At 70.9% G+C, this 26,027-nt stretch carries 28 protein-coding genes; 12 read left to right on the top strand and 16 right to left on the bottom strand.

What is annotated here, in order from left to right; genetic code table 11:
- Nucleotides 1-23 precede the first annotated feature (23 nt).
- Together ABZ880_RS22535 and ABZ880_RS22540 are read right to left on the bottom strand one after the other, a co-directional pair.
- Nucleotides 24-881: a PHP domain-containing protein gene (locus tag ABZ880_RS22535; RefSeq protein ID WP_361265720.1), complete on the bottom strand. Its 858-nt coding sequence runs from the start codon at nucleotides 879-881 to the stop codon at nucleotides 24-26.
- Nucleotides 882-990: 109 nt separating this feature from the next.
- Entirely contained in the window at nucleotides 991-1,632 is a 642-nt protein-coding gene (locus tag ABZ880_RS22540) for a DUF6758 family protein (RefSeq protein WP_361265723.1), read from the bottom strand.
- 171 nt (nucleotides 1,633-1,803) lie between these two features.
- On the opposite strand from ABZ880_RS22540, the gene ABZ880_RS22545 reads away from it, so the two are divergent.
- Complete coding sequence (locus ABZ880_RS22545; protein WP_361265726.1) at nucleotides 1,804-3,039, top strand: MFS transporter; 1,236 nt, start codon at nucleotides 1,804-1,806, stop codon at nucleotides 3,037-3,039.
- Nucleotides 3,040-3,080: 41 nt separating this feature from the next.
- Here the strand turns inward: ABZ880_RS22545 and ABZ880_RS22550 are convergent, their stop codons facing one another.
- Complete coding sequence (locus ABZ880_RS22550) at nucleotides 3,081-3,665, bottom strand: suppressor of fused domain protein (RefSeq protein ID WP_361265729.1); 585 nt, start codon at nucleotides 3,663-3,665, stop codon at nucleotides 3,081-3,083.
- A 454-nt stretch (nucleotides 3,666-4,119) separates the two neighbouring features.
- On the opposite strand from ABZ880_RS22550, the gene ABZ880_RS22555 reads away from it, so the two are divergent.
- Together ABZ880_RS22555 and ABZ880_RS22560 are read left to right on the top strand one after the other, a co-directional pair.
- Nucleotides 4,120-5,235 (top strand): magnesium and cobalt transport protein CorA, encoded by a 1,116-nt coding sequence (locus tag ABZ880_RS22555; protein WP_361265732.1) that lies wholly within the window; start codon nucleotides 4,120-4,122, stop codon nucleotides 5,233-5,235.
- A 22-nt stretch (nucleotides 5,236-5,257) separates the two neighbouring features.
- A complete protein-coding gene (locus ABZ880_RS22560; protein ID WP_361265734.1) occupies nucleotides 5,258-5,770 on the top strand; it encodes a hypothetical protein in 513 nt (170 codons plus the stop codon).
- A 4-nt stretch (nucleotides 5,771-5,774) separates the two neighbouring features.
- Here the strand turns inward: ABZ880_RS22560 and ABZ880_RS22565 are convergent, their stop codons facing one another.
- Nucleotides 5,775-6,518, bottom strand: coding sequence for a hypothetical protein (locus tag ABZ880_RS22565; protein WP_361265736.1), 744 nt, complete (start codon nucleotides 6,516-6,518; stop codon nucleotides 5,775-5,777).
- Between the two features lie 227 nt (nucleotides 6,519-6,745).
- Between ABZ880_RS22565 and ABZ880_RS22570 the strand changes: the two genes are divergently transcribed.
- Genes ABZ880_RS22570 through ABZ880_RS22580 form a run of 3 tightly spaced genes read left to right on the top strand, consistent with a single transcriptional unit; the run spans nucleotide 6,746 to nucleotide 9,795 of the window.
- Entirely contained in the window at nucleotides 6,746-8,035 is a 1,290-nt protein-coding gene (locus ABZ880_RS22570) for a CBS domain-containing protein (RefSeq protein WP_361265739.1), read from the top strand.
- On the top strand, nucleotides 8,025-8,618 hold the full coding sequence (locus ABZ880_RS22575; RefSeq protein WP_361265742.1) for a DUF1003 domain-containing protein: 594 nt from the start codon (nucleotides 8,025-8,027) through the stop codon (nucleotides 8,616-8,618). The genes ABZ880_RS22570 and ABZ880_RS22575 overlap by 11 nt, the downstream gene beginning before the upstream one ends.
- A gap of 43 nt (nucleotides 8,619-8,661) precedes the next feature.
- On the top strand, nucleotides 8,662-9,795 hold the full coding sequence (locus ABZ880_RS22580) for an Mrp/NBP35 family ATP-binding protein (RefSeq protein WP_361265745.1): 1,134 nt from the start codon (nucleotides 8,662-8,664) through the stop codon (nucleotides 9,793-9,795).
- 81 nt (nucleotides 9,796-9,876) lie between these two features.
- On the opposite strand, the gene ABZ880_RS22585 is transcribed toward ABZ880_RS22580, so the two are convergent.
- The 5 genes from ABZ880_RS22585 to sigE form a co-directional block, all read right to left on the bottom strand.
- The gene (locus ABZ880_RS22585) at nucleotides 9,877-10,548 is read right to left on the bottom strand and encodes a hypothetical protein (protein ID WP_361265748.1); all 672 of its coding nucleotides are present in this window, start codon (nucleotides 10,546-10,548) and stop codon (nucleotides 9,877-9,879) included.
- Nucleotides 10,549-10,785: 237 nt separating this feature from the next.
- Entirely contained in the window at nucleotides 10,786-11,223 is a 438-nt protein-coding gene (locus tag ABZ880_RS22590) for a sec-independent translocase (protein ID WP_361265750.1), read from the bottom strand.
- A 214-nt stretch (nucleotides 11,224-11,437) separates the two neighbouring features.
- A complete protein-coding gene (locus ABZ880_RS22595; RefSeq protein WP_361265753.1) occupies nucleotides 11,438-13,336 on the bottom strand; it encodes a trypsin-like peptidase domain-containing protein in 1,899 nt (632 codons plus the stop codon).
- A gap of 133 nt (nucleotides 13,337-13,469) precedes the next feature.
- A complete protein-coding gene (locus ABZ880_RS22600) occupies nucleotides 13,470-14,462 on the bottom strand; it encodes an anti-sigma factor (protein ID WP_361265756.1) in 993 nt (330 codons plus the stop codon).
- The gene (sigE, locus tag ABZ880_RS22605) at nucleotides 14,459-15,163 is read right to left on the bottom strand and encodes an RNA polymerase sigma factor SigE (protein ID WP_361265759.1); all 705 of its coding nucleotides are present in this window, start codon (nucleotides 15,161-15,163) and stop codon (nucleotides 14,459-14,461) included. Before sigE ends, ABZ880_RS22600 begins: the two co-directional genes overlap by 4 nt.
- Nucleotides 15,164-15,398: 235 nt before the next feature.
- Here sigE and ABZ880_RS22610 point away from each other — a divergent pair, with 235 nt between their 5' ends.
- Nucleotides 15,399-16,097, top strand: a complete 699-nt coding sequence (locus tag ABZ880_RS22610; protein ID WP_361266229.1) for an O-methyltransferase — start codon at nucleotides 15,399-15,401, stop codon at nucleotides 16,095-16,097.
- A gap of 128 nt (nucleotides 16,098-16,225) precedes the next feature.
- On the opposite strand, the gene ABZ880_RS22615 is transcribed toward ABZ880_RS22610, so the two are convergent.
- The gene (locus ABZ880_RS22615) at nucleotides 16,226-16,393 is read right to left on the bottom strand and encodes a DUF3117 domain-containing protein (protein WP_003966491.1); all 168 of its coding nucleotides are present in this window, start codon (nucleotides 16,391-16,393) and stop codon (nucleotides 16,226-16,228) included.
- A 365-nt stretch (nucleotides 16,394-16,758) separates the two neighbouring features.
- On the opposite strand from ABZ880_RS22615, the gene ABZ880_RS22620 reads away from it, so the two are divergent.
- On the top strand, nucleotides 16,759-17,562 hold the full coding sequence (locus tag ABZ880_RS22620; RefSeq protein ID WP_361265761.1) for an enoyl-CoA hydratase-related protein: 804 nt from the start codon (nucleotides 16,759-16,761) through the stop codon (nucleotides 17,560-17,562).
- Nucleotides 17,563-17,577: 15 nt separating this feature from the next.
- On the opposite strand, the gene ABZ880_RS22625 is transcribed toward ABZ880_RS22620, so the two are convergent.
- Together ABZ880_RS22625 and ABZ880_RS22630 are read right to left on the bottom strand one after the other, a co-directional pair.
- Nucleotides 17,578-18,156, bottom strand: coding sequence for a DNA-3-methyladenine glycosylase I (locus ABZ880_RS22625; RefSeq protein ID WP_361265764.1), 579 nt, complete (start codon nucleotides 18,154-18,156; stop codon nucleotides 17,578-17,580).
- A complete protein-coding gene (locus ABZ880_RS22630; RefSeq protein ID WP_361266231.1) occupies nucleotides 18,153-18,524 on the bottom strand; it encodes a DivIVA domain-containing protein in 372 nt (123 codons plus the stop codon). The genes ABZ880_RS22625 and ABZ880_RS22630 overlap by 4 nt, the downstream gene beginning before the upstream one ends.
- A 151-nt stretch (nucleotides 18,525-18,675) precedes the next feature.
- Between ABZ880_RS22630 and folP the strand changes: the two genes are divergently transcribed.
- Nucleotides 18,676-19,536 (top strand): dihydropteroate synthase, encoded by an 861-nt coding sequence (folP, locus tag ABZ880_RS22635; RefSeq protein ID WP_361265767.1) that lies wholly within the window; start codon nucleotides 18,676-18,678, stop codon nucleotides 19,534-19,536.
- A gap of 7 nt (nucleotides 19,537-19,543) precedes the next feature.
- Here folP and ABZ880_RS22640 read toward each other — a convergent pair whose 3' ends face one another.
- Nucleotides 19,544-20,302 carry a TIGR00730 family Rossman fold protein gene (locus ABZ880_RS22640; protein ID WP_361265770.1) on the bottom strand — a complete coding sequence of 253 codons (759 nt, stop codon included), beginning with the start codon at nucleotides 20,300-20,302 and terminating at the stop codon, nucleotides 19,544-19,546.
- A 69-nt stretch (nucleotides 20,303-20,371) separates the two neighbouring features.
- On the bottom strand, nucleotides 20,372-21,451 hold the full coding sequence (gene dapE, locus ABZ880_RS22645; RefSeq protein ID WP_361265773.1) for a succinyl-diaminopimelate desuccinylase: 1,080 nt from the start codon (nucleotides 21,449-21,451) through the stop codon (nucleotides 20,372-20,374).
- A gap of 85 nt (nucleotides 21,452-21,536) precedes the next feature.
- Here dapE and ABZ880_RS22650 point away from each other — a divergent pair, with 85 nt between their 5' ends.
- Nucleotides 21,537-22,520: a heavy metal transporter gene (locus ABZ880_RS22650; RefSeq protein ID WP_361265776.1), complete on the top strand. Its 984-nt coding sequence runs from the start codon at nucleotides 21,537-21,539 to the stop codon at nucleotides 22,518-22,520.
- Nucleotides 22,521-22,801: 281 nt separating this feature from the next.
- Nucleotides 22,802-23,260 (top strand): ATP-binding protein, encoded by a 459-nt coding sequence (locus tag ABZ880_RS22655; protein ID WP_361265779.1) that lies wholly within the window; start codon nucleotides 22,802-22,804, stop codon nucleotides 23,258-23,260.
- A 63-nt stretch (nucleotides 23,261-23,323) separates the two neighbouring features.
- On the opposite strand, the gene ABZ880_RS22660 is transcribed toward ABZ880_RS22655, so the two are convergent.
- Complete coding sequence (locus ABZ880_RS22660; RefSeq protein WP_361265782.1) at nucleotides 23,324-24,415, bottom strand: bifunctional succinyldiaminopimelate transaminase/glutamate-prephenate aminotransferase; 1,092 nt, start codon at nucleotides 24,413-24,415, stop codon at nucleotides 23,324-23,326.
- A gap of 111 nt (nucleotides 24,416-24,526) precedes the next feature.
- Nucleotides 24,527-24,847 carry a ferredoxin gene (fdxA, locus tag ABZ880_RS22665; protein WP_030929316.1) on the bottom strand — a complete coding sequence of 107 codons (321 nt, stop codon included), beginning with the start codon at nucleotides 24,845-24,847 and terminating at the stop codon, nucleotides 24,527-24,529.
- 140 nt (nucleotides 24,848-24,987) lie between these two features.
- Here fdxA and ABZ880_RS22670 point away from each other — a divergent pair, with 140 nt between their 5' ends.
- Nucleotides 24,988-25,995 carry a GNAT family N-acetyltransferase gene (locus ABZ880_RS22670; RefSeq protein ID WP_361265785.1) on the top strand — a complete coding sequence of 336 codons (1,008 nt, stop codon included), beginning with the start codon at nucleotides 24,988-24,990 and terminating at the stop codon, nucleotides 25,993-25,995.
- Nucleotides 25,996-26,027 lie beyond the last annotated feature (32 nt).

Consider the following 26,027-nt stretch of genomic DNA (forward strand, 5'->3'; position numbering starts at 1 on the left):
ACGACGGTGAGGTGCGGGCGACCTCAGGCCCCGCCGGTCCCCGGCACCGGGAACGCACCCGTCGCCCGGCGCGTGATCTCGCCGTAGACCTCGGGATCCGTCGTGTACTCGCCGAGCAGCACGGTCTTCCGGCTGCCGTGGTAGTCGCTGGACCCGGTGGTCAGCAGCCCGAGTTCCTTGGCCAGGCCCCGCAGCCGCGCTCGGGTCTCCAGGTCGTGGTCCATGTGGTCGACCTCGATGCCGTCCAGCCCGGCGGCGGCCATCTCGGCGATCGCGGACTCCGGGACCGTACGGCCGCGCTTGCTGGCGCCGGGGTGCGCGAAGACGGTCACGCCTCCCGCGGCCTTGACCAGCCGGATCGCCTCGAAGGGGTCCGTCTCGTGCTTCTCGACGAAGGCCCGGCCGCCGTCGGCGAGCCAGTCCGCGGTGAACGCGTCGCTCACGGTGGGCACCACGCCGAGCTCGACCAGCGCGGAGGCGACATGCGGACGTCCGACGGAACCGTCACCGGCGATCCGCTTCACCTGCTCCCAGGTGACCGGCACGCCCAGCTCGTTCAGCTTGGCGATCATGCCGTGGGCGCGGGGCACCCGGTCGTCCCGCACCAGCTCGCGCTCGGCGAGCAGCGCCGGCTCCTCGGGGTCGAAGAGGTAGGCGAGCATGTGCATCGAGATGCCGTCGACACGGCAGGACAGCTCGGCGCCGGTGACGAGCGTGAGCCCCTCGGACAGCGCGGCGATCGCCTCGGCGTGCCCGCGGGTGGTGTCGTGATCCGTCAGCGCGACGACGTCCAGCCCGGCGGTGGCGGCATTGCGCACCAGCTCGGCCGGGGTGTCCGTACCGTCGGAAGCGGTGGAGTGGGTGTGCAGATCGATGCGCACGACGCGGACTCCAGGCGGTGACGGGACGGAAGAGGACACCCAAGGATAGCGGGAATCCAGGGGTGCCCTGTCACACCTGAAACTGTGAAGCGCCCCCTACAGCGAACGCTCAGGGTTCCAACAGCCTGGGCGACAGCGCCCCGCAGGGGACCAGCTCGACCTCCGCCCCCGCATCCCGCAGATCCGTCAGCACCAGCTCGTCGTACATCAACAGCCCCGACTGCTCGGGCCACACCACGGCCCACAGCCACAGCCCGCGCGCTTCGCCCGCGAAGACCGCGCGGTCGTCGGGGGAGCCGGTGACATGCCAGAGCGGGGTGGGACGGCCTCCGGCCAGGACCTTGGCCTGGGGCGGCTTCTCGACGTTCATGTACGGCCCCGGGTCCGGACCGTCGATGCCCGCGTACCGCGCGCCGAGCCCGACGCCGAGTTCCTCGGCGACGAGGATCAGCTCCCCTATGCCGCCGAGCGGCCCCGGCCCCGAGCAGGCCACCGCGGTGGCGCGACCGCCGTGGCGGTCGTCACCGGCGCAGGCCACGCCCGTGTGCAGCCAGCCGACCGGCAGCGGCCACGGCATCCACACCGGCACCTGCGTGCGATGCACCACGACGCTGAGGGCCTCGACGCTGGGCGGGATCACGGGCTGCACCGGATGCACGGTGCCGTGCACATCGCACTGCCACGAATCGGCGAAGAGTCCGGGAGCCCTGACCCGGCCACCACACTTCGGGCAACTGGGTTCGCCCCTCATAGGGCCCCACGGTCCTACCCCGGCTCCCCCACGTCAAGGACGATCACCCGTCCGGACGGAACCCTTCACCGGAACCCTCACCAGGCAAAACTAGATGCGCCTTGCATTAATTAGCCACCCTAACTTACTATGTGCATACACCAACTATCTATGTCGGGACGGGAGCACACGATGGGAGCAAGTCAGGACCCCTTCGACGCGGGAGCGGGCAGCATCCTGCGGCAGCCGAAGGCCGTGTGGGCGACGGCCGGCGCGTCCGTCGTCGCCTTCATGGGCATCGGACTCGTCGACCCGATCCTGCCGTCCATCGCCAAGGGACTCGACGCCACGGCCGGCCAGGTCTCCCTCCTCTTCACCTCGTACTTCCTGATCACGGCCGTGGCGATGCTGATCACCGGCTTCGTCTCCAGCCGCATCGGCGGCCGGAAGACCCTGCTGCTCGGTCTCGCGTTCGTGGTGGTCTTCGCGGGCCTGGCGGGCACATCGAACTCCGTCGCCGAACTCGTCGGCTTCCGCGCCGGCTGGGGCCTGGGCAACGCGCTCTTCGTCTCCACGGCCCTCGCGGTCATCGTCGGCGCGGCGGCCGGCGGCAGCGCGGCCGCGATCCTGCTCTACGAGTCCGCGCTCGGCCTCGGCATGGCCTGCGGGCCGCTGCTGGGCGCACTGCTCGGCAACGCGAGCTGGCGGTACCCGTTCTTCGGCACCGCGTTCCTGATGGCGGTCGGCTTCCTGTGCATCACGGCGTTCCTGAAGGAGCAGCCGAAGCCGGCGCGGAAGACGTCACTCCTCGACCCGATCAAGGCACTCGGCCACGGCGGTCTCGCATCGGCGGCGGTCTCGGCGTTCTTCTACAACTACACGTTCTTCACCGTGCTGGCCTTCACGCCGTTCGTGCTGAACATGACCCCGTACAAGTCGGGCGCCGTGTTCTTCGCCTGGGGTGTGCTGCTCGCCGTCTTCTCGGTGATCGTGGCGCCGCGCATGCAGGCGCGGTTCGGCTCCCTGAAGGTGCTCGGCGGCTCGCTGGTGCTGCTCGCCGTCGACGTGCTCGTCCTCGGCTACGGCGACCACACGACGGCCGTCGTCTGCACGATCCTGTCCGGCGCCTTCATCGGCGTGAACAACACCGTGTACACGGAGCTGGCCCTCGGCGTCTCGGACGCGCCCCGCCCCGTGGCGAGCGCGGGCTACAACTTCGTGCGCTGGTTCGCCGCGGCCGCCGCTCCCTACTTCGCGCCGAAGATCGAGGAGTGGACCGACCTCCACATCCCGTTCGTGGTCGCGGCGGTCACCGCGCTGCTGGGTGCGCTCGTGGTCCTCGTACGACGCAGCGCGCTCACGCACGAGGCCGCGGAACTTGAGCCGCAGCACGCGACCGAGGACGGTGTCACGGTCTTTGCCAACTGACGCTTTCCGGCCACCGGTTGGTGAGCTTGCTCACTCGCCGGTCAGTCCAGCGGGACGGACCTCCGGGACGGATCCCGGAGGTCCGTCCCGTTCGTCAGCCAGCGCTCCTGGAGGGCCTGGGCACCGTGAACGCGCTTCCAGGCGGCCTCGTTCGGGGTCATGGGGAGCAGGGGCAGGAAGCGGACCGGCTCGAGGGGTTCGTCGAGGTCGAGGTCCTCGACCAGGCCGCCCGGTTCAGCGACCAGGACGGAGCTGAACGGCGCGCCGGGCCACAGGGGTTCACCGATCTCGAGCGAGGCGCCGGGGGCCACGACCACGCCCTCGACCTGCGGGGACGCGGCGAGCACGGCGAGCGGGCGGAGCGCCTTGTCGGTGTCGGCGAGGCCGCTGCGTACCGAAAGAACCAGCTCGGCGCGCGGGCCCTGGACCGGATCGGCGAGCACCGCGGTGGGGTCGCTCATCGGCTGCGCGGACATGCCGAGCGTGGCGTAGCGGACGATGTCGCCCTGGCGGAAACGCAGCACCTCGATGCGGTCCGTACCGAGGAACGTGACCGCCGCGCGCGCGTCCGGTTCGCCCAGCGCGGTGCGCAACCGGGCCTCGACCAGAGCAAGAACATCAACCATGCGGCGAGCATAGAACTCGTCAGTACCGGGCAAAGCGGCGGCTTGACACTTTGGGCTGCTGATAGTCTGACCCGGTCGTTCGGGCAGCACGCTGAAGCGTCGCGATCGAGTCCGACGCCACAGGGACTCCCTTACGAGGGACCGGCCGGAGGAGGTGGGGCTGTCATGGATCGAAGTCACCCGTGCAGTACCACTCGCTCTTCCTGCCGCTGATGTAGCTGATCCGGCTCCGGCTGACTGCCGCCTTTCAGGTTTGCGTCTTCACGCGGAAGAGCACTTCGTTTCGTTTTGCCTGATCTGTCTGATCTGAATCAGTAGCGAAGCTCGCCACCGCGACGGTGCGGTGCTCCCCGCTTTGCGGACGTGCCAAACACCATCAGTCAGGACGTCCCCATTCCGGGTAGTTCCAACCGTCGTCGGCGGCCTCTCGTTGCCTGTCACGAAGGAGCCCGCCATGTCGATGATCCGTGACCTGCGTGCCGTGGTCCGCCCGTCCCGCATCTCCCTGCGCAAGGACGCCGGCGTCTACGACACGACTCGCGACCCCTCGACGCCTTCGGCCGTCGTCGACTGCGCCGTCTACCGCAACGGCAGCCGCGTCGACACCGGCAAGCCGCTGACCCCGCACGAGGCGATGCGCCTGGTGCGCCGCGACGGAGGCTTCGTGTGGATCGGGCTGCACGAGCCGACCGAGGCCGAATTCGCCGGTATCGCGGGCGAGTTCGGGCTCCACCCGCTGGCCGTGGAGGACGCGGTCCAGGCCCACCAGCGGCCCAAGCTGGAGCGGTACGACGACTCCCTGTTCACCGTCTTCAAGACCGTCCACTACGTCGAGCACGACGAACTCACCGCCAGCAGCGAGGTCGTCGAGACCGGTGAGGTCATGTGCTTCACCGGACGGGACTTCTTCATCACCGTCCGGCACGGCGGACAGGGCTCGCTGCGGGCGCTCAGGCACCGGCTGCAGGACGACCCCGAGCTGCTCGCCAAGGGCCCCTCGGCGGTGCTGCACGCGATCGCCGACCACGTGGTCGACGGCTATCTCGCGGTCGCCGACGCCATGCAGGACGACATCGACGAGGTGGAGACCGAGGTCTTCTCGCCCGGCCGGGGCGGCGTCTCGCGCGGTGTGGACTCGGCGCGGATCTACCAACTCAAGCGCGAGGTCCTGGAGTTCAAGCGTGCGGTCTCGCCCCTCCTGCGCCCGATGCAGCTGCTGAGCGAGCGGCCGATGCGGCTGATCGACCCGGACATCCAGAAGTACTTCCGGGACGTCGCCGACCACCTCGCCCGGGTCCAGGAGCAGGTCGTCGGCTTCGACGAACTGCTCAACTCGATCCTCCAGGCCAACCTCGCACAGGCGTCCGTCGCGCAGAACGAGGACATGCGGAAGATCACCGCCTGGGCCGCGATCATCGCCGTACCGACGATGGTGTGCGGGGTGTACGGCATGAACTTCAAGTACATGCCGGAGCTGCACTGGAAGTACGGCTACCCGGTGATCATGGGCATCACGGTCTGCCTCTGCCTCGGCATCCACCGCACGCTGAAGCGCAACGGCTGGCTCTAGAGCACCTCGATAGGCTGGGCACATGACAAGCGAGCTGCTCGAGCAGGCCCTCGTCGAGGAGGCCACCAAGAAGTCCGGCCTCGTCTGGGTCAAGGGCCCCGGCGTCCCGGCGCGTGCGCTGTGGCACGTGTGGCACGAGGGTGCCGCGTGTGTCGTCGGCGACGGGCCGGGCGAGCAGCCGCTGCCGGGGCTGGCCGACGGGGGCGGCGCCGAGGTGACGGTCCGCAGCAAGGACAAGGGCGGCCGGCTGGTGACCTGGCCGGCGAAGATCGTGGAGCTCGCGCCCGGGTCCGAGGAGTGGGCGGCGACGGTGGCCGAACTGAAGGGCAAGCGCCTCAACGCCCCCGACGGCGAGGCCATGACGGAGCGCTGGTCGCGCGAGTGCCGAGTGCTGCGCCTGGAGCCCGCGGGGACCACCGAGCCGCTGCCCGAAGGTTCGCTCGCCGAGGCACCGCTGCCCTCGCCGGCGACGACGCGTCAGCCGATCCCCGCGGGGCTTCCGCGGCTGCTGCTGAAGAAGAAGCGCCGCCGCTGAGAGATCAGGACGCCGGCAGCTTCTTGCCGTAGTCCACCGTCTCGTTCTTGTCCGGCTTCGTCAGCGCGAAGTCCTTGCCCCAGGAGGAGAAGGCCAGGGTGCCGGCGCCGCCCGCGCGGACCAGCAGGAGCGGGTACGGCTTGCCCTCCAGGGAGACGTCCAGGGTGCCGCCGGAGCCCTCGTCGCCGGTGAGGCGGATGGTGGGGGTGCCCGCCTGCTCGTGGTGGCCGTCCGTCCCGAGCGAACCGTGCAGCGTCAGCAGCCCGTCGAGGAGGACGTCCATGTCCGTGAAGCCGACGAACTTCTTGTACGAGGGGTCGCCCTGCGGCACCTTCACGTACTTGCCGTCGAGCTTGCCCGCGGCCGAGGCGTCCTTGTCGCCGTCCGCGTGGTTCCAGAACGCCGAGTCGGCCTTCAGGTACAGCTGCTCACCGATCCGCAGCAGCCCGAAGGCCCCGCCCTGCGCGGTGACCGTGCCGGTGGCGCCGTCGGACTTCAGGCGCATGTCGAGTTTGTATGTGCGCCCATTGGTGACCACGTTCCCTGAGAGGCGTACGGAGTCGGCGGACTCGGCGGCCGCCCGGGTCTTCGACTGGATCTGGTCGGCGGGCAGCTTGCCGACCCCGTTGGTACCCGCGTCCGGATCCTCGCTGCAGCCCGAGAGCAACCCCGTCCCCGTCACCACCAGCGTGCACATCGCGCTCACCAGCGCGGTCCGGCGGGTTCGGCCCAGGGGGATCGCAGTCACAGGCGGGGCTGCCTTTCGGTGGAGGGACGCGAGCGCGTACGGCAGCGTACCGGGGTCGCGTCGGCCCGGCGGAGCCAGTCCGTCCGGACCCGCCACCAGGGCGGATCCGATCGGCACGGGCTAGCCTGAAGCCCACCCGAGCGGGCAATTCGGAATACAGGCACAGCAAAAGACACGAGCAGCGAAAAGCAGCACGAAACACCCCGTACGGAAAAGGAGGCGCAGCCATGGCAGCGGGCGCCCCCCGGATCTTCGTCTCGCACCTCGCCGGCGTCGCCGTCTTCGACCCCAACGGCGACCAGGTGGGCCGCGTGCGCGACCTGGTCGTCATGCTGCGCGTCGGGCGACGGCCCCCGCGGATTCTCGGGCTGGTCGTCGAACTGCCCACCCGGCGCCGCATCTTCCTGCAGATGACCCGGGTGACCAGCATCGAGTCCGGCCAGGTCATCGCCACCGGCGTGCTCAACGTCCGGCGCTTCGAGCAACGCCCCACCGAGCGCCTCGTCTTCGGCGAACTCCTCGACCGGCGCGTCACCCTCGTCGAGACCGGCGAGGAGGTCACCGTCCTCGACGTGTCGGTGCAGCAGCTGCCGGCCCGCCGGGACTGGGAGGTCGACCGGGTCTTCGTACGGAAGGGGAAGAAGGGCGGCGCCTTCAGAAGGGCCAAGGGCGAGACGCTGACGGTGGAGTGGTCCGCGGTCACCGGCTTCTCCCTGGAGGAGCACGGACAGGGCGCCGAGAGCCTTCTCGCCACCTTCGAGCAGCTGCGCCCCGCCGACCTCGCGAACGTTCTGCACCACCTCTCCGCCAAGCGCCGCGCCGAGGTCGCCGCGGCCCTCGACGACGACCGCCTGGCGGACGTACTCGAAGAGCTGCCGGAGGACGACCAGATCGAGATCCTCGGCAAGCTGAAGGAGGAGCGCGCCGCCGACGTCCTGGAGGCCATGGACCCGGACGACGCGGCCGACCTGCTCGCCGAGCTCCCGGAGGCGGACAAGGAGCGGCTGCTGACGCTGATGCAGCCGGACGAGGCGGCCGACGTGCGCCGGCTCATGGCGTACGAGGAGAAGACCGCCGGCGGGCTCATGACCACCGAGCCGATCGTCCTGCGCCCGGATGCGACCGTCGCCGACGCCCTCGCGCGGGTGCGCAACCGCGACCTCTCCCCCGCCCTTGCCGCCCAGGTCTACGTCTGCCGCCCGCCCGACGAGACCCCGACCGGCAAGTACCTCGGCACGGTCCACTTCCAGCGGCTGCTGCGCGACCCGCCGTACACGCTGGTCAGCTCGATCATCGACGACGACCTGCAGACGCTGGACCCCGACGCCCAGCTGCCGGTCGTCGCCGGGTTCTTCGCGACGTACGACATGGTCGCGGCGCCCGTCGTCGACGAGGCCGGGGCGCTGCTCGGCGCGGTGACCGTGGACGACGTACTGGACCACATGCTGCCCGAGGACTGGCGGGAGACCGAGTTCCACCTCGAGGAGGACGAGGGGGCGACCGCCCATGGCTCCTGACCGCGAGTCCAGCCGCGAGCGCACCCCGGTGGGGGCGACGGCCGCCACGCGCACGCGTGCCCGTCTGGACCAGCCGCGCCCGCCGCGCCGGCGGCTGCTGCCCGAGTGGGACCCGGAGGCCTTCGGACGGCTCTCGGAGCGGATCGCGCGGTTCCTGGGCACCGGACGGTTCATCGTCTGGATGACGGTCGTCATCATCGCGTGGGTGCTGTGGAACGTCTTCGCCCCGCACGACCTGCGCTTCGACAACTACCCGTTCATCTTCCTGACCCTGATGCTGTCCCTGCAGGCCTCCTACGCGGCCCCGCTGATCCTGCTCGCGCAGAACCGGCAGGACGACCGCGACCGGGTCAACCTCGAGCAGGACCGCAAGCAGAACGAGCGGTCCATCGCCGACACCGAGTACCTGACCCGCGAGATCGCCGCTCTGCGCATCGGCCTGGGCGAGGTCGCCACCCGCGACTGGATCCGCTCCGAGCTGCAGGACATGGTCAAGGAGCTGGAGGAGCGGCAGAACGGCCACCACCAGCACGTCGTATTCCGGGCAGAACGGTCCCGCGGACGTGACGTAGACGACCGCTGACAGGCATCCCGGGGCCCCTGTGCGGCGCCGTACCATCGTCTTTATGGCTAGCGAAGACGCGGTGCGCGAGGCACTGGCGACGGTGAACGACCCCGAGATCAACCGACCCATCACGGAGCTCGGGATGGTCAAGTCGGTGGACATCGCAGCGGACGGAGCGGTCGCGGTCACCGTGTACCTGACGGTCTCCGGCTGCCCGATGCGCGAGACGATCACGCAGCGCGTGACCGACGCGGTCTCCCGGGTCGAGGGCGTCACCCGCGTCGAAGTGACGCTCGACGTCATGAGCGACGAGCAGCGCAAGGAGCTGGCGACCGCGCTGCGCGGCGGGACGGCCGAGCGCGAGGTCCCCTTCGCCAAGCCCGGCTCGCTCACGCGCGTGTACGCGGTCGCGTCCGGCAAGGGCGGCGTCGGCAAGTCGTCGGTGACGGTGAACCTGGCCGCTGCGATGGCGGCCGACGGCCTGAAGGTCGGTGTCGTCGACGCCGACATCTACGGCCACAGCGTGCCGCGCATGCTCGGTGCGGACGGCCGTCCGACCCAGGTCGAGAACATGATCATGCCGCCGTCGGCGAACGGCGTGAAGGTCATCTCCATCGGCATGTTCACGCCGGGCAACGCCCCGGTCGTGTGGCGCGGCCCGATGCTCCACCGGGCGCTGCAGCAGTTCCTGGCGGACGTGTACTGGGGCGACCTGGACGTCCTGCTGATGGACCTCCCGCCCGGCACCGGCGACATCGCGATCTCCGTCGCCCAGCTGGTCCCGAACGCCGAGATCCTGGTCGTGACGACCCCGCAGCAGGCCGCCGCGGAGGTCGCCGAGCGCGCCGGCTCCATCGCCGTACAGACCCACCAGAAGATCGTCGGCGTGGTCGAGAACATGTCCGGCCTGCCCTGCCCGCACTGCGGCGAGATGGTCGACGTGTTCGGCACGGGCGGCGGCCAGACGGTGGCCGACGGCCTGACCCGCACGACGGGTGCGACGGTCCCGGTCCTCGGCTCCATCCCGATCGACGTCCGCCTCCGCGAGGGCGGCGACGACGGCAGGCCGGTCGTCCTGACGGACCCGGACTCCCCGGCGGGCGCGGCCCTGCGCGGCATCGCGGGCAAGCTCGGCGGACGCCAGCGGGGTCTTTCGGGCCTGTCGCTGGGGATCACGCCGAAGAACAAGTTCTAGGCCTCGTACGGCTTTCCAGGCTTCGTACGACCGAGGGGGCGCCGTCCGGACGAGACGGCGCCCCCTTCGTCGTAACCCCGACTAGGCGTAGGCCGAGATGTCCTTGATCACGGCGAAGCCGAGGCCGTACGCGCTCATCCCTCTTCCGTACGCCCCCACGTGCACCCCTTCCTGCGTGGAGCCCGCGAGGACCCAGCCGAACTCGGACTCGCGGTAGTGGAACGACGTCGGGACGCCGTCCACCGGCAGGGAGAGCGTCGACCAGGCCGGGCCGGACAGGTCGTCGGCCAGGGCCCACGCCGTCTCCGTCTGCTGCTCCAGCCAGTCGTCGCGCAGGGAGTGGTCCATCTGACCGGGCCAGGTGAAGGACAGCAGCCCCACACCCGCGAGCCAGGCCGCCGAGGACACCGAGGTGGCCTCCAGGAGCCCCGTGCCGTCGGCGCTGCGCCGTACGGGGTTGGCCGCGACCGTGACCACGACCGCGAACTTCTCCTTGGGCTCGCCGGTCGCACCGACCGCGTACTCGTTCTTCACGGAGGGCTCGTCGCCGAACCCGATCGAACCGTGTGCGACGGCTCCGTCGGCCGCCGTCCCGACCTGCATCAGTCGGCGCGGCCCCGTGAAGGCCTCGTCGAGGCCGTACCACGGGAAGGGCGCCTGCAGGTAGCCGTCGACCGTGCGCCGGGCGGAGGGGTCCTGTGGTCCGCCCTCCGCGGCCGGCGCCTGCGCGACTGCCTGACTCGTCGTCTCCATGTGCCCGGACGCCTCCTCGCTCTCGTCGGACCGGAGCGGCCCGCCCCCCTTCGGGCGGCGTTACTCCTCGAAGTACGGTCCGCACAACAACTCGGCAGCATAGCCACACCTGTGAGGGCAGCCGGGAAACCCACCGGCGCGTGGGTCGCGCGGGGAGGCGGGTTCAGGCCGTGCGGAGGCGCCGTGGAGTATGAAGTGCGTCACGTACGGCGCAGGTGAGCAGCGGGGGCGTACGGCTCAGGTGGCGTCCGCGTCGAAGGGCGGACGGTCGTCCTCCTCGGGCTTCTTCGTCATGTCGACGCGGCCGCCGGAGGAGCCGGACGAAGCAGACGAAGAGCTCGGCGAGTCGGTTTCGCGGCTGTGGACCGCGTCCGTCACCTCGGCCATCTCCTTCTTCAGGTCGAAGCCGTTGCGGATCTCCTTGAGCCCCAGTTCGTCGTTGTCCAGCTGCTTGCGGATGAACGTCTTGGGGTTGAGGTCCTCGAACTCGAAGTCCTTGAACTCCGGGCCGAGCTCCGACCGGATGTCCTGCTTGGCGCTCTCCGAGAACTCCCGGATCTTGCGCACGGTCCGCATGACGTCCTGGATGACCTTCGGAAGCTTGTCCGGACCGAAGACGAGCACGGCGAGGACAACGAGCGTGACCAGCTCGAGCGGTCCTATGTCATTGAACACCTGAAGCTCCTTGCGATGTCCTCGGTCCTCGGCCCTCGGTGGTCTGTGCGGGTCTTCCGTGGTCCGGGCCGGATCCACGGTACCCGGCGATCCCGTGCGACCGGTACTGTCCCGAGGCCTCCGAGTGGGGCCGCGTGTGCGGTTTTGGGCGTTGTTTGCCTTGTGGGGCGGGGGTTGGGGGGTGCACCTGTGAGGTTCGTGTCAATCGGTTCGATCAGTTGCCGTCGGAGGAACCGAGCACCAGGGAGATCTTCTTCTCCTTGCCGTCGCGCTTCACGGTCAGCTCCAGACGGTCGCCGGGGCGGTGGGCGCGGGTCTTGACGATCAGTTCCTCGCCGGAGTGGATGCGCTGGCCGTCGACCTCGGTGATGATGTCGCCCGCCTTGATGCCGGCCTTGTCGCCGGGGCCGCCCGCGGTGACGGCGGGGCCGCCGCCGGTGGCCTTCGCGCCGACGCGGGCGCCGTCGCCGGTGTAGTCCATGTCGAGGGTGACGCCGATGACGGGGTGGGTGGCCTTGCCGGTGTTGATGAGCTCCTCGGCCACGCGCTTGGCCTGGTTGACGGGTATCGCGAAGCCGAGGCCGATCGAACCCGCCTGACCGCCGCCGGAGTCCGAGCCGTCGTCGGCGGAGCGTATGGCGGAGTTGATGCCGATGACGCGGGCCTTGGAGTCGAGGAGGGGCCCACCGGAATTGCCCGGGTTGATCGGCGCGTCGGTCTGCAGCGCATCCACGTACGACACGTCGCTCCCGTCGGAACTGTCGCCGCCGGCGGTGATGGGCCGTTCCTTGGCGCTGATGATTCCGGAGGTGACCGTGCCCTCGAGGTCGAAGGGGGCGCCGATGGCGACGACGGGGTCGCCGACCTGGACGTTGTCGGAGTTGCCGAGCGCCATGGGCTTGAGGCCGGTCACACCGCTCACCTTCACGACGGCGAGGTCGTACCCGCTGTCCCGCCCGACGACGGTGGCCTTGGCGGTGTCCCCGCTGTTGAAGGTGACGGATATCGTCCCGCCGGTCCCGGCGGGCTCGACGACGTGGTTGTTGGTGAGGATGTGTCCGCGGCCGTCGAGCACGAACCCGGTGCCGGTGCCGGACTCGTCGGCCCCGGTGACATGCAGGGTCACCACGCTGGGCAAGGCCCGCGCGGCGATCCCGGCCACACTGTCCGGAGCCCGCCCGACAGGCTCCTTCCCGGCCTGCGGCAGCTCTACGGCCCCCACACCACCGTTGCGCTCGAGATAGGCCCCGAGGGCCCCACCGACACCACCGGACACAAGCGCCAGCGCCACGGCCCCACCGACGAGGGCCCTGCGGACCCGCCTACGTCGCGTGCTCTTGTCGTCGACAGCCGCCCCGTTTTGTTGAAGGGGAGCTGGGGCCCAGGGGTCGTAGTTCTGCCAGGGGGTGGAGGGGGGTGGGGCCTCGCTGAAGGGGGGTGCCGGCGCGGGAACGGGGCCCGCAGGCGCGGGGGACGGCACCGCGTGCGACGGTGCCGGGGCCGGCGGGTCATGGGGCGCGGATCCCACCGGCCCGCCGGAGACGTGCGGGACGGCGGGCATGCCGTGTACCGCGGGCGGCGTCGGCACCGCCGTGTCCTGCGCGGGTGTGGCCGCGGGGTGCTGCACCGGCGGGGCGGGCGCCCAGGGGCCGGGGTCGCCGTAGGGCGGGGTGCTGTACGGGTCGGGGTCGTGCAGGGGCTTGAGGCGGGTGGTGGGCGTGGGAGACGGGTCTGCCGGTCCAACTGCGGGCGCAGCCGGCCGTTCCAGCTCGAAGTCGCCCTCGCTGTGGGACTGTTCCGGAACCCCCGTCCCTGACGCCCGCTCAGCAGCACCGGCCTCGGAGGCTCCTTCCGAAGCCCCTGCCCCGGATGCGTCCCGCTCCAAGGCATCACCGGGCTCCGAACCCGCCACGTCCTGCGGAAGCCTCAACTCGTAGTCGCCGTCGGCAGAAACCGTCTCGCCGCCACCGACCACGGCAGGCGGCACCAGCTCGAAGTCGCCGTCGCCACCACGAACCCTGTCCGCTCCGTCGTCCCCCGGTGCCCTCTGGGCAGGGCCCTGCGGACGTGGACGGCTCCACCACTTCGGCTTCGTGGGCTTCCCCTCGTTCATGCTCTCCCCACAGCTGACCACGGCACGACTCGTCGGCGGTGGCCCCGGTTCGTCGACTCCGCGCCCGGCTCCCTGCCGTGGGCGCGGTTCACCCTGGATTCAACCAGGTCGCGCGCCGTCGCGCAGAGGCCGGTCAGGGGGTGGTGCGAGAGGGGGAGGAGGGAGCGGAAGTGGTGTCGGCGATCGGGGCGGCCAGAAGGCCGGGGGACGAGACCTCGGGGGTCGAGGACCACGAGGTCAGGGTCAGCGGCGGGGTCGCGGTGAGCGGACGTATCAGCGGGGACATCACGGCGGCACCGGCCACCACGGGGGTGGTCAGCGCGTGCACGGCCTGCTGCACCTGTCCGGCGGTGACAGGGCTCGGCATGCCCGGCAGCAGCGGCGCGGACACCTCGGTCGGGGCCACCGGGGTGTCGCCGAGCGACTGCCGGCCCTGCGCGAGCAGCGGGCCGGTGCCACGGCGCCGCTGGGTGTCGGGGGCCGTCGCGGCGCCCGTCCCCTGCGTACGCATCGGGGTCACATTGCTGCCGGCCCCCGAACCGCCGCGCGCATCCGCGGTGTCGGTCGGTGTGCCGGTCGTGACGCCGCCCAGCGCGATCGCGGCGAGCGACACCGCTCCGGCGGCGACGAACGCGAACCGCATCCCGCGCGAGGCGGACCGCTCGGCCTCATGGCGGCTGACGTCGTGTATGCGGAAGCCACGGTCGGAGTCGGGGAGGACGGGCGCCGGGGCGTGGGGTGCCGAGGGGACGTAGTCGAACTCGAAGCGGTCGCCGCGCTTCAGCCCGAACGCTCCGGTGGTGCCGAACTTCCCGGAGGCCGAGCCGGGGAGTCTTCCCCCTCCGAACGGCGAGCCGCCGTCCGGATCGTCACCTCCCCCGGGGAGCCCCTGGAGTCGGGCCAGGAAGCTCTCGGAGGGCGGCGGCGGGGCCGCCTCCGCGAAGACGTTCTTCAGCTGTCGCTGTGCGTCGGCCTCCGCCTTGCACTTGGCGCAGGTGGCCAGGTGGGCGAGGACCCGATCACGCGACTCATGACCCAGCTCTCCGTCCACCAGGGCGGAGAGTCGGTCTCCCAGGTGCTGCTCGGCCAGACGCCTCTCGGCGGGGCTGGGTCGTGATCCACTCACGCGGTCGCGCCCCCTCCCCCCAGCGCGGGCACCCGTGGCACCAGGGAACGGCGCTCGGTCGTCCGGGTCTGGGGCGCACGGTGTGCGAGGGCCTTGCGCAGCTGCGAGCGGCCGCGGTGGATGCGCGAGCGGACCGTGCCGAGCTTGACGCCGAGGGTTGCGGCGATCTCCTCGTACGACAGTCCTTCGATGTCGCACAGGACGACCGCGGCGCGGAACTCGGGCGCGAGGGTGTCGAGGGCCTGCTGGACGTCCGCGTCGAAGTGCGCGTCGTTGAAGACCTGCTGTGGGGACGGCTCGCGGCTGGGCAGCCGCTCCGCCGCGTCCTCGCCCAGCGCGTCGAAGCGGATGCGCTGCTTGCGGCGGACCATGTCCAGGAAGAGGTTGGTGGTGATGCGGTGCAGCCAGCCCTCGAAGGTGCCCGGCGTGTAGGTGGACAGGGAGCGGAAGACGCGGACGAAGACCTCCTGCGTGAGGTCCTCGGCGTCGTGCTGGTTACCGGTCAGGCGGTACGCCAGCCGGTAGACGCGGCCGCTGTGGGTGCTGACGATCTCCTCCCAGGTGGGCGGAGTCCACGCCTGCCCGTCCGCGTCGGTGGAGAAAGTCGCGGTCTGGGCCTGGTCGGCGGCGTGGCTGTGGTCAGCTGCGGTGTCGTTCACGGATTTCGGCCTGCCCGCCGATCCGAGAAAGCGCCGCAGCACTCCTCCCCGATCCACAGGCGCAGCCGCACCTCCCCTGTCGGCTCTGGTGGTGTCCAGTGGAGCCCCTACCATAGCCACCTCGCCCGTTAGCTCCGGATAAGCGGTTTTACGAGAATTTGATATGGGCTGATACCCCTCTGGCCGCTGCGTCTGCAGTTGCTCGGGCCCCGGCCCCACTTCGTGATCCAACTGTGTCCCCCCGTGCCGTCTCCTACCCCTCTAAACGCCCGGTCCCATCTGCGGGTTCCCGGCCCCAACGGATACAGTCACGCCCAGGCAACCACGGGGACAGGAGAGGGCCATTACCGGCAACCGGCAGACGAGCTGGGCGTTCGCCGACGCCTACGTCGCCGAGGACGAAGTCCTGCGCTGGGCCCGCGACCGGGCCCGTGAGGCGGGGCTGCGCTCGGTGTCGCCCGGCACGGGCGCGGCGCTGCGGTTGCTGGCGGCCTCGGTGGACGCGAAGGCGGTGGCGGAGATCGGCACCGGCACCGGCGTCTCCGGCATCCATCTGCTGCACGGCATGCGCCCCGACGGCGTGCTGACCACGGTGGACCCCGAACCCGAGCACCAGCAGTTCGCCCGCCAGGCCTTCCGTGCCTCCGGTTTCGCCAGCAACCGCGCCCGCTTCATCCCGGGCCGCGCCCTGGACGTCCTGCCCCGGCTCGCGGACGCCGGCTACGACCTCGTGTTCTGCGACGGCGACCGGCAGGAGGTCATGGACTACCTCGCTGAATCGTTGCGCCTGCTCCGTCCGGGCGGCCTGGTGGTCTTCGAGGGCGTCTTCGCCAACGGCCGCACGGTCGACTCGAGCCCGCAGCCGACGGAGGTCCTGCGGCTGCGGGAGCTGCTGCGCGCGGTGCGCGAGAGCCAGGATCTGGTGCCGTCGCTGCTGCCGGTGGGCGACGGGCTGCTGTGCGCGGTCAAGCGCTGACCCGACCGGGAAGCAATGCGTGAGCCCGTACGTACTCCCGAGGAAACCCGTACGCACTGCTGAAGAAAACAGCAACCCCGGCACCACTTGGGTGCCGGGGCAGCTGAAAGGGTATGGTCGCTTCCGCGTCAGCCGACGACCTTCTTGAGGGCGTCGCCGAGCGCGTCGGCCTCGTCAGGGGTCAGCTCGACGACGAGCCGACCGCCGCCTTCGAGCGGAACGCGCATGACGATGCCCCGCCCCTCCTTGGTCACCTCGAGCGGGCCATCGCCCGTCCGCGGCTTCATGGCCGCCATGCTCGTTCCCCTTCCTGAAACCAGCTCATCGTCAAAGCCGACGGCCCTGGGAGGGCACACGCGTCTAGCGTGGGACACGCGACACCGGCATCGAACACATTGCTTCCAAGCCATTATCCCGCATCTCAGGACCCGATGACCAACATCAGTCGGCATCGCTTGGGCAACGCGCGCGAGCAAAACCACTCAATTCGGCGATGTGACTGCGATACTGCGCGGCCGCACGGACTTCCGCCGACCGGAAACCGTCCGGAATTCTTTGACGCAGGTCACACGACCACTCCGGTCTCTCTCCGCCATGCTGTCCTACGGACAGGGGCGTACCGGCCGGTACGCCTGAACCGCGACAGCCGAGGGGACACACCATGGCCGACACCGTGCTCTACGAGGTGAGCGACGGGCTCGCGACGATCACGCTGAACCGCCCGGAGGCGATGAACGCGCTGAACGTCGCGACCAAGGTCGCCCTGCGAGACGCGGTCCGGTCGGCGGCCGGTGACGACGCCGTGCGGGCCGTGCTGCTGACTGCCGCGGGTGACCGGGCGTTCTGTGTGGGGCAGGACCTCAAGGAGCACATCGGGCTGCTGGTGCAGGACCGGGAGACGGGGTCGCGGCAGACGATGAGCACGGTGAAGGAGCACTACAACCCGATCGTGCGGGCGCTGGCGGAAATGCCGAAACCGGTGGTGGCCGGGGTGAACGGGGTGGCCGCCGGGGCCGGCTTCGGCTTCGCGCTCGCGGCGGACTACCGGGTCGTGGCCGACACGGCTGCGTTCAACACGTCGTTCGCGGGTGTCGCGCTGACCGCCGACTCCGGTATCTCGTGGACGCTGCCGCGGGTCGTCGGGCCGGGGCGCGCCGCCGATCTGCTGTTCTTCCCGCGGAGCATCAAGGCGCAGGAGGCGTACGAGCTGGGGATCGCGAACCGGCTCGTGCCGGCCGCCGAGCTGCGTGCCGAGGCCGAGAAGGTGGCGAGGGCGTTGGCCGAGGGGCCGACGGTGGCGTACGGGGCGATCAAGGAGGCGGTGGCGTACGGACTGTCGCACTCGCTGACCGAGACGCTGGACAAGGAGGACGAGCTGCAGACGCGTGCCGGGTCGTCCGAGGACCACGCGATCGCGGTGCAGGCGTTCGTGAACAAGGAGAAGCCGAAGTACCTGGGTCGCTGACCTGCACCGGCACTGTCACGAGAGGCGTGCGACGCACGCCTCCAAGTGGTCGTCCACCAAGCCGCACGCCTGCATCAGTGCGTATGCCGTTGTCGGGCCCACGAAGCGCAGCCCCCGTTTCTTCAGGGCCTTGGACAGGGCCGTCGACTCGGGGGTGACCGCAGGGACGTCCGCGAGCGTCTTCGGGGCCGGGCCCCGGCTCGGTGCGTGGGACCAGATCAGCTCGTCCAGCTCGCCCGGGGCCCAGTCGGCCAGCACGCGCGCGTTGGCGAGGGTCGCGTCGATCTTGGCTCGGTTGCGGATGATGCCCGCGTCGGTGAGGAGGCGGGCGCGGTCGGACTCGGTGAAGGCGGCGACCTTCTCGATCCTGAAGTCGGCGAAGGCGGCACGGAAGCCGGGGCGGCGGCGCAGGATCGTGATCCAGGAGAGGCCGGACTGGAAGGCCTCGAGGCTCAGGCGTTCGTAGAGGGCGTCGTCGCCGTGGACCGGACGGCCCCACTCCTCGTCGTGGTACGCCACGTAGTCCTCGGTGGACAGGGCCCAGGGGCAGCGCAGCGCGCCGTCCGGGCCGGCGAGAGCGGTCCCGTCAGTCACTGCTGGTCCTCCGGGCCGTGGGCCGGCTTCTCCATGGAGATGTGGGGAGCGTGGTGGCCGTGGACGGCGGCCTGGGCGCCCGCCAGTGCGGACTCCAGGTCGGCGATACGGGCGTCGCGCTCCGCGAGCTCGGCGGCGAGACGGTTGAGCGCGTCGTCGACGTCCGCCATGCGGTAGCCGCGGGCGGCGAGCGGGAAGCGGAGGCTGTCGACGTCCGCGCGGTCCACCGGACGGTCCGGCGGCAGGGGGTCCTGCAGCCGCTCGGGGGCCACCTCGGGCAACGGGCCCTCGCCCTCTCCGCCACCCACCACGGCCAGTGTCACGGCGGCGACCACGACGGCGAGGGCGACGACCAGGAACAAGAACATAACCATCGCTGTGGTCCCCACGCTCGATGCTCGGAAGCTGGATGAAGCTGAATGTGTCAGGGTCCGATCGTGCCATGCGAGTCTGACAGTTAGGGTCGCAGGCGGCCGAAAGGCCAGGACACCCAGGACGTACTAGGAGAGGTCACAGCGGATGCTCAGGCTGGGCAGGCGCTCGTTCGAGGCGCACGAGCCGGTGATCATGGCGATCGTTAACCGGACTCCCGACTCCTTCTACGACCAAGGGGCGACCTTCCGCGACGAGCCCGCCCTCGCGCGCGTGGAGCAGGCGGTGTCGGAGGGCGCTGCCATCATCGACATCGGCGGGGTGAAGGCGGGGCCGGGCGAAGAGGTGTCGGCCGAGGAGGAGGCGCGACGGACGGTCGGGTTCGTCGCGGAGGTGCGGCGGCGGTTCCCCGACGTGATCATCAGCGTCGACACCTGGCGGTCCGAGGTCGGGGAGGCCGCCTGCGAGGCAGGGGCCGATCTGCTGAACGACGCGTGGGGCGGGGTGGACCCGCGGCTGGCGGAGGTCGCTGCGCGCTACGGCGTCGGGCTGGTGTGCACGCACGCGGGGGGTGCCGAGCCGCGGACGCGTCCGCACCGGGTGACGTACGACGATGTCGTGGCCGACATTCTGCGGGTGACGCTCGGTCTGGCCGAGCGGGCGGTGGAGCTCGGGGTGCCCCGGGAGTCCGTGCTGATCGATCCCGGGCACGACTTCGGGAAGAACACCCGGCACAGCCTGGAGGCGACGCGGCGGCTCGGGGAGATGGTCGAGACGGGGTGGCCCGTGCTCGTCTCCCTGTCCAACAAGGACTTCGTGGGCGAGACGCTCGACAAGCCGGTGAAGGAGCGGGTGGTCGGGACGCTGGCGACCACCGCCGTGTCCGCGTGGCTCGGGGCGCAGGTCTATCGCGTGCACGAGGTCGCGGAGACCCGGCAGGTGCTGGACATGGTCGCGTCGATCGCGGGGCACCGGCCCCCGGCGGTCGCCCGCCGGGGGCTCGCGTAGCGCCTCGCTACCGGGCGGCCTCCTTGGAGACCAGTGCGACCGCCTCGTCCACGTCGTCCGTGACATGGAACAGGAGGAGGTCCTTCTCCGACGCCTTGCCCTGGGCGATCAGCGTGTTCTTGAGCCAGTCGACCAGACCGCCCCAGTACTCGCTGCCGAACAGGACGATCGGGAAGCGGGTCACCTTCTGGGTCTGCACCAGGGTGAGCGCCTCGAAGAGTTCGTCGAGGGTGCCGAGGCCGCCGGGCAGGACCACGAAACCCTGTGCGTACTTGACGAACATCATCTTGCGGACGAAGAAGTAGCGGAAGTTCAGGCCGATGTCGACGTACGGGTTGAGGCCCTGCTCGAAGGGCAGCTCGATGCCCAGGCCGACGGAGATGCCCTTCGCCTCCAGGGCGCCCTTGTTGGCCGCCTCCATGGCACCGGGCCCGCCGCCCGTGATCACCGCCCAGCCCGCCTCCACCAGGCCGCGGCCGAGCCGTACCCCCGCCTCGTACTCCGGCGAGTCCGCCTTGGTGCGCGCCGAGCCGAACACACTGATCGCGGGCGGGAGTTCGGCGAGGGTGCCGAAGCCCTCGATGAATTCCGACTGGATGCGCAGCACCCGCCAGGGGTCCGTGTGCACCCAGTCCGACGGGCCGCCGGCGTCCAGCAGCCGCTGGTCCGTCGTGCTCGCCGTCACCTGGTTCCGCCGCCGGAGGACCGGTCCCAGGCGCTGCTCCTCCGGTGGCTGCTTCTTGCCCTCGGGGTTCCCGGTAGCCATGTGCGCTCCCTCCGCTTGCGGGGTATTTCCACCTCAGCGTAGATCTACGCGGGTTACGGACGAGGGACCTCAGCGTGTCAGCCAGTTGCGCAGGCGCTCCTCGCCCGCAAGGATCTTGACCGTTTCGACCCTTTCATCCCGCTTGTGCGCCAAGTGCGGGTTCCCCGGGCCGTAGTTGACCGCCGGGGTACCGAGGGAGGAGAAGCGGCTCACGTCCGTCCAGCCGTACTTCGGCTGCGGGGTGCCGCCCACCGCCTCGATGAAGGCCGCCGCGGCAGGGTGGGAGAGGCCCGGCAGCGCGCCGCCGCTGTGGTCGTCGACCACGAACTCCTCCACTCCGCAGTCCGCGAAGACCTCCCTGACATGGGCGATCGCCTCCTCCTCCGTACGGTCGGGCGCATAGCGGAAGTTGACGGTCACCACGCATTCGTCGGGGATGACGTTGCCGGCCACCCCGCCCGAGATGCCCACCGCGTTCAGGCCCTCGCGGTACTCCAGGCCGTCGATCACCGGGTAGCGCGGTTCGTAGGAGGCGAGGCGCGCGAGGATCGGGGCGGCCGCGTGGATCGCGTTGGCGCCCATCCAGCTGCGCGCCGAGTGGGCCCGCTCCCCCTTGGTCTTCAGCAGCACCCGCAGCGTGCCCTGGCAGCCGCCCTCCACCTCGCCGTCGGACGGCTCCAGCAGCACCGCGAAGTCGCCCTCCAGCCACTCGGGGTGCGCCTCGGCCACGTGCTTGAGGCCGTTGAGCTCGGCGGCCACCTCTTCGTTGTCGTAGAAGACGAAGGTCAGGTCGCGGTTGGGGGCCGGGACCGTGGCCGCGATGCGCAGCTGGACCGCCACGCCCGCCTTCATGTCACAGGTGCCGCAGCCCCACAGGACGCCGTCCTCGTCCAGCCTCGACGGGAGGTTCCCCGCGATCGGGACGGTGTCGATGTGCCCGGCCAGGATGACCCGCTCCGGCCGGCCGAGGTCCGTGCGGGCGATCACGTTGTTGCCGTACCGCTCGACCGTCAGATGCGGCAGGGCGCGCAGCGCGCCCTCGATCGCGTCGGCGAGGGGCTTCTCGGTGCCGCTCTCCGAAGGGAAGTCGACGAGCTGCGCGGTGAGCCGGGCAGCGTCCAGAGTGAGGTCAAGCGGGGTGTCGGCCATGCCGTCGACCCTAACCCGCCAAGCCCTCGGCCCACTGTCCACATCCGCCCCGGGCGCCACAGCGCCCTCCGCTACCTTGTACGGCGTGCCAGAGCCGTCACCCACCCTCAAGCGTCGCGGCCGCCTCTTCCGTGCCGGGGCGGCCTTCTTCGTCCTGCTCGCCCTCGCGGGCTACCTCGTGGTGCAGTACGTCACCGGAGGCACCGGCAAACCGGGCTGCAAGGTCGTCTCGGGCAAGGCCGGCGAGGAGGCGTACGAGTTCACGCCCGAGCAGGCCGTGAACGCGGCCACCATCGCCGCCGTCGGCACGGGGCGCGGCATGCCCGAGCGGGCGGTGGCCATCGCGCTGGCGACCTCGATCCAGGAGTCGGGCCTGCGCAACATCAGGCACGGCGACCGCGACTCGCTCGGCCTGTTCCAGCAGCGGCCCTCGCAGGGCTGGGGCACGCAGAAGCAGATCCTCGACCCGACCTACGCGGCGGGCATCTTCTACGAGCACCTGGCCAAGGTGAAGGGCTATACGAAGCTGCCCCTCACGGTCGCCGCGCAGCGCGTGCAGCGCAGCGGCTTCCCGGAGGCGTACGCCAAGCACGAGCCGGACGCCGTCCTGCTGGCCGCCGCCCTCACCGGGGACTCGCCGGCCACGCTGACCTGCCAGGGCCGCATCGACGCCACCACCACGCAGGCGGCGGGCCCGGACGCCGTACGGGCCGCGCTCGTACGGGACTTCGGGCGCGACGCGCTGCAGCCGGCCGGCGCCGAGGTGAGCGCCAGGTCGAAGCCGACGCCTTCCCCGACCGTGAGCACGCAGCCGGGTTCGCGCACCGTCACGCTCCCCGTCACCGCCGGCAAGGGCGTCGCCAAGGGCCGCAGCGTCGGGCAGCGCGGCTGGCAGCTCGCGCACTGGGCCGTGGCCAACTCCTCGGCGCTGCACATCGAACGCGTCTCCTACGGCGGCCGGGAGTGGACCGCCGGGAACACCGACAGCCAGTGGCGCACGACCGGCACGCAGGGGGCCTCCGGAGCGGAGAAGGACGCGGACGCCGTCCGAATTGTCACTGGGCAGTAGTGCGGGCGGTAACCCGTGCGGGTTACACCGGTCCCGCACGGTCCAGGACGGGGGCAGGTTTTCGCGCCGTCACCCCAGCATCCGCAAAAACCCTTGGAACCAAAGGGCTGTAAGGATTCCGCAGACTTTCGGGACGGGCACTCTTTGCCCGTTTTTATCCGCAGCCGATTATGCGACGCATTGCCAACTCTTTACGTTTGGGCGCCGCAACCTTCGCAGCCTTCGAGCGGTAGTAACTGCGTCCGAGCCCGGACGACCAAGCATTCAGTCGAAGGAGCATCATGTCTCTCCCCCTGACCCGTCGGATCGCCCGTGCCGCGCTGCTCGTCGCAGCGGGAGCGGCTGCCGGGGTCGGTGCGGCCGGCTCCGCGAGCGCGGCCCCCGAACTGCCCGCCACTCCGAACGTCGGCGGCGTGACCGCCCTGGACGGGGCGAGCGTCGGCAACACCGTCGACGGTGCGGCGCAGAACGTCACCGGGCTCGCGGGCGACGCCGGCAGCAAGGCGGTCAAGAAGGCAGTGCCGACCGCGGGCAAGACCGGCGGCAAGGTCGCGAAGAAGGCCGGTCCGACGGCGCAGAAGGCCGCCGGGGAAGCGGCGGGCACCGTCGGCACCCTCGTCGGCGCCACCACCAAGTCGGCGACCAAGGGCAGCCTGCCGACGGACTCGCTGACCAAGGGCGCCGCCCTGCCGCCGGCCGCGACCCTGCCGGTCAAGGCGGGCCTGCCGATCACCGGCTGAACACCCTGAACGACGAGAGGGCCCGGGACGAGTGTCCCGGGCCCTCTGTCACGTCCACGGCGGCTACAGGCGTGCCACGGCCGCCCGCACCCGCTCGTCGGTCGCCGTCAGCGCCACGCGCACGAACTTCTCGCCCGCCGGGCCGTAGAAGTCGCCCGGCGCGACCAGGATGCCGAGCCCGGCGAGGTGGGCCACCGTGTCCCAGCAGGACTCGTCGCGGGTCGCCCACAGGTAGAGGCTGGCCTCGCTGTGCTCGATGCGGAAGCCGTGCCCGAGCAGCGCCTCGCGCAGCGCCGCACGGCGGGCCGCGTACCGCTCGCGCTGCTCACGCACATGGGCGTCGTCGCCCAGGGCCGCCACCACGGCCGCCTGGGTGGGCGCCGACGTCATCATGCCGCCGTGCTTGCGGATCTCCAGCAGGGGGCCGAGGACGGCCGGGTCGCCGGCCAGGAAGGCCGCGCGGTAGCCCGCCAGGTTCGAGCGCTTCGACAGCGAGTGGACGGAGACGATGCCGTCGTACGATCCGCCGTTGACGTCCGGGTGCAGGACCGAGACCGGGTCCGCCTCCCAGCCCAGCTCCAGGTAGCACTCGTCGGAGAAGACGAGGACGCCGTGCTCGCGGGCCCAGGCGACGATCCGCGTGAGCTCCTCCTTGCTCAGGACCTTGCCGGTCGGGTTCGACGGCGAGTTGAGCCAGAGGAGCTTCAGGTTCGTCGGGTCGAGGTCCGTCGGGTCGTCGTAGACCTCGTAGGCCGCGCGGGCCAGTCGGGCGCCCACCTCGTACGTCGGGTAGGCCAGGCGCGGGTACGCCACCTTGTCGCCCGGGCCGAGGCCCAGCTGGGTCGGGAGCCAGGCGACGAGTTCCTTGGAACCGACGATCGGCAGGACGTGGCGGTGGGTGACCTCGCGGGCGCCGAGCCGGCGCTCCACCCAGCCGGTGATCGCGTCGCGCAGGGCCGGGGTGCCCCAGACCGTGGGGTAGCCCGGGGAGTCCGCCGCGTCGATCAGGGCCTTCTGGATCAGGTCGGGGACCGGGTCGACCGGGGTGCCGACGGAGAGGTCGACGATGCCGTCCGGGTGCGCGGCGGCCGTTTTCTTGTACGGCTCCAGCTTGTCCCAGGGGAAGGTGGGCAGGCGGTCGGAGACTGCGGACACGGGACTGTCGCTCACTTTCGGTCGTACGGCAAACGCCTCGGCCCCGTACGGCGATCATGGTGATCCGGCCGTACGGGACCGAGGCGGCACGCTGTGCGGGCCGCTGCGTGATTACTCGGCCTGCGGCGGCAGCGCGGCGATGAAGGGGTGGTCCCGCTCGATGAGGCCCAGCTTGCTGGCGCCGCCGGGGGAGCCGAGCTCGTCGAAGAACTCGACGTTCGCCTTGTAGTAGTCCTTCCACTCCTCCGGAGTGTCGTCCTCGTAGAAGATCGCCTCGACCGGGCAGACCGGCTCACAGGCACCACAGTCGACGCATTCGTCCGGGTGGATGTACAAGGACCGCTGGCCCTCGTAGATGCAGTCGACCGGGCACTCCTCGATGCACGCCTTGTCCTTGACGTCGACACAAGGCTGCGCGATGACGTAGGTCACGCTGTCGTTCCTCCTCGATAGGGCGCTGGCGGGCCTCCATAGGCTCCGCCGCCTGGCGCGCGGGAGCGCGGCGTCGTCGATGCCCGCCCCTAGTATCTCCGTTCTTGGGCATGATCCGAACAGGAGGGGTGAACTGACCTGTGGAAATCTCGGCCGGCGGACGTCTCGAGGTTCGTATCACCGCTGCTGACGTGGGGAAACGAGTCTCCGTACGGCGCTTGACCGCAAGTGGAGTCCCGGAAGAGAAGTTCACCGACACGGTGGGTGTTCTCACATCATGGGACGACGGTGTGCTGCTGATCACACGGAAGGGCGGCGAGAGCGTCCGGATTCCGGAATCCTCGCTGGTCGCGGGGAAGGTCGTGCCCTCCGCGCCGGCCCGCCGCAGGGGGCCCGCCGCCTCGTACGAGGAACTCGCGCTCGTCTGCGCGCGCGCGTGGCGGCCGGTGGAGAGCGAGCGGCTGGGCGAGTGGGAGCTGCGGGCGGCCTCCGGCTTCACGCGGCGGGCCAACTCCGTGCTGCCGCTCGGCGACCCCGGCCTGCCGCTCGACGAGGCGCTGGACGCCGTACGGCATTGGTACGGCGAGCGTGGGCTGCCCGCGTACGTCCAGACCGCGACCGGCGCCGAGGGCACGCAGGAGCTGCTGTGCGCGGAGCTGGAGCGGCGCGGATGGGTGCGTGAGGTGACCGCCGAGCTGTGGATCGGGGCGCTGGCGCCCATCGCCGACCGGGCGGAGGGCGCGGGTGTCGTGCTGTCCCGGGAGGCGGACGAGGCGTGGCTGGCGCGCTACCAGCGCAAGGGGGTGAGCGAGGTGGCGCTGAAGGTGCTGGGGAGCGGGCCCTCGGTGTGGTTCGCGACGGTTCCCGGGGAGCAGGCGCCTGCCGCGATCGGGCGGTGTGTCGTGGACGGGCGGTGGGCCTCCTTCGCCGCGGTCGAGGTGGATCCCGCGCTGCGGCGGCAGGGGCTGGCCACCACCGTGATGGCCGCGCTGGCCCGGCGGGCCCTGGACGAGGGGGCCTCGGCGGCCTGGCTCCAGGTCGAGGAGGACAACGCGGGGGCACGGGCGCTGTACGCCGGGATGGGTTTCGCCGCGCACCACGCGTACCACCACTACCGGGAACCGGCGGTTCCCGGCAGCGGCCAGTAGTACCGATCGCCGTGAGAGGGCACGAGCCTGCT

The organism is Streptomyces sp. NPDC047043, from assembly GCF_040644055.1.
GTDB lineage: Bacteria > Actinomycetota > Actinomycetes > Streptomycetales > Streptomycetaceae > Streptomyces.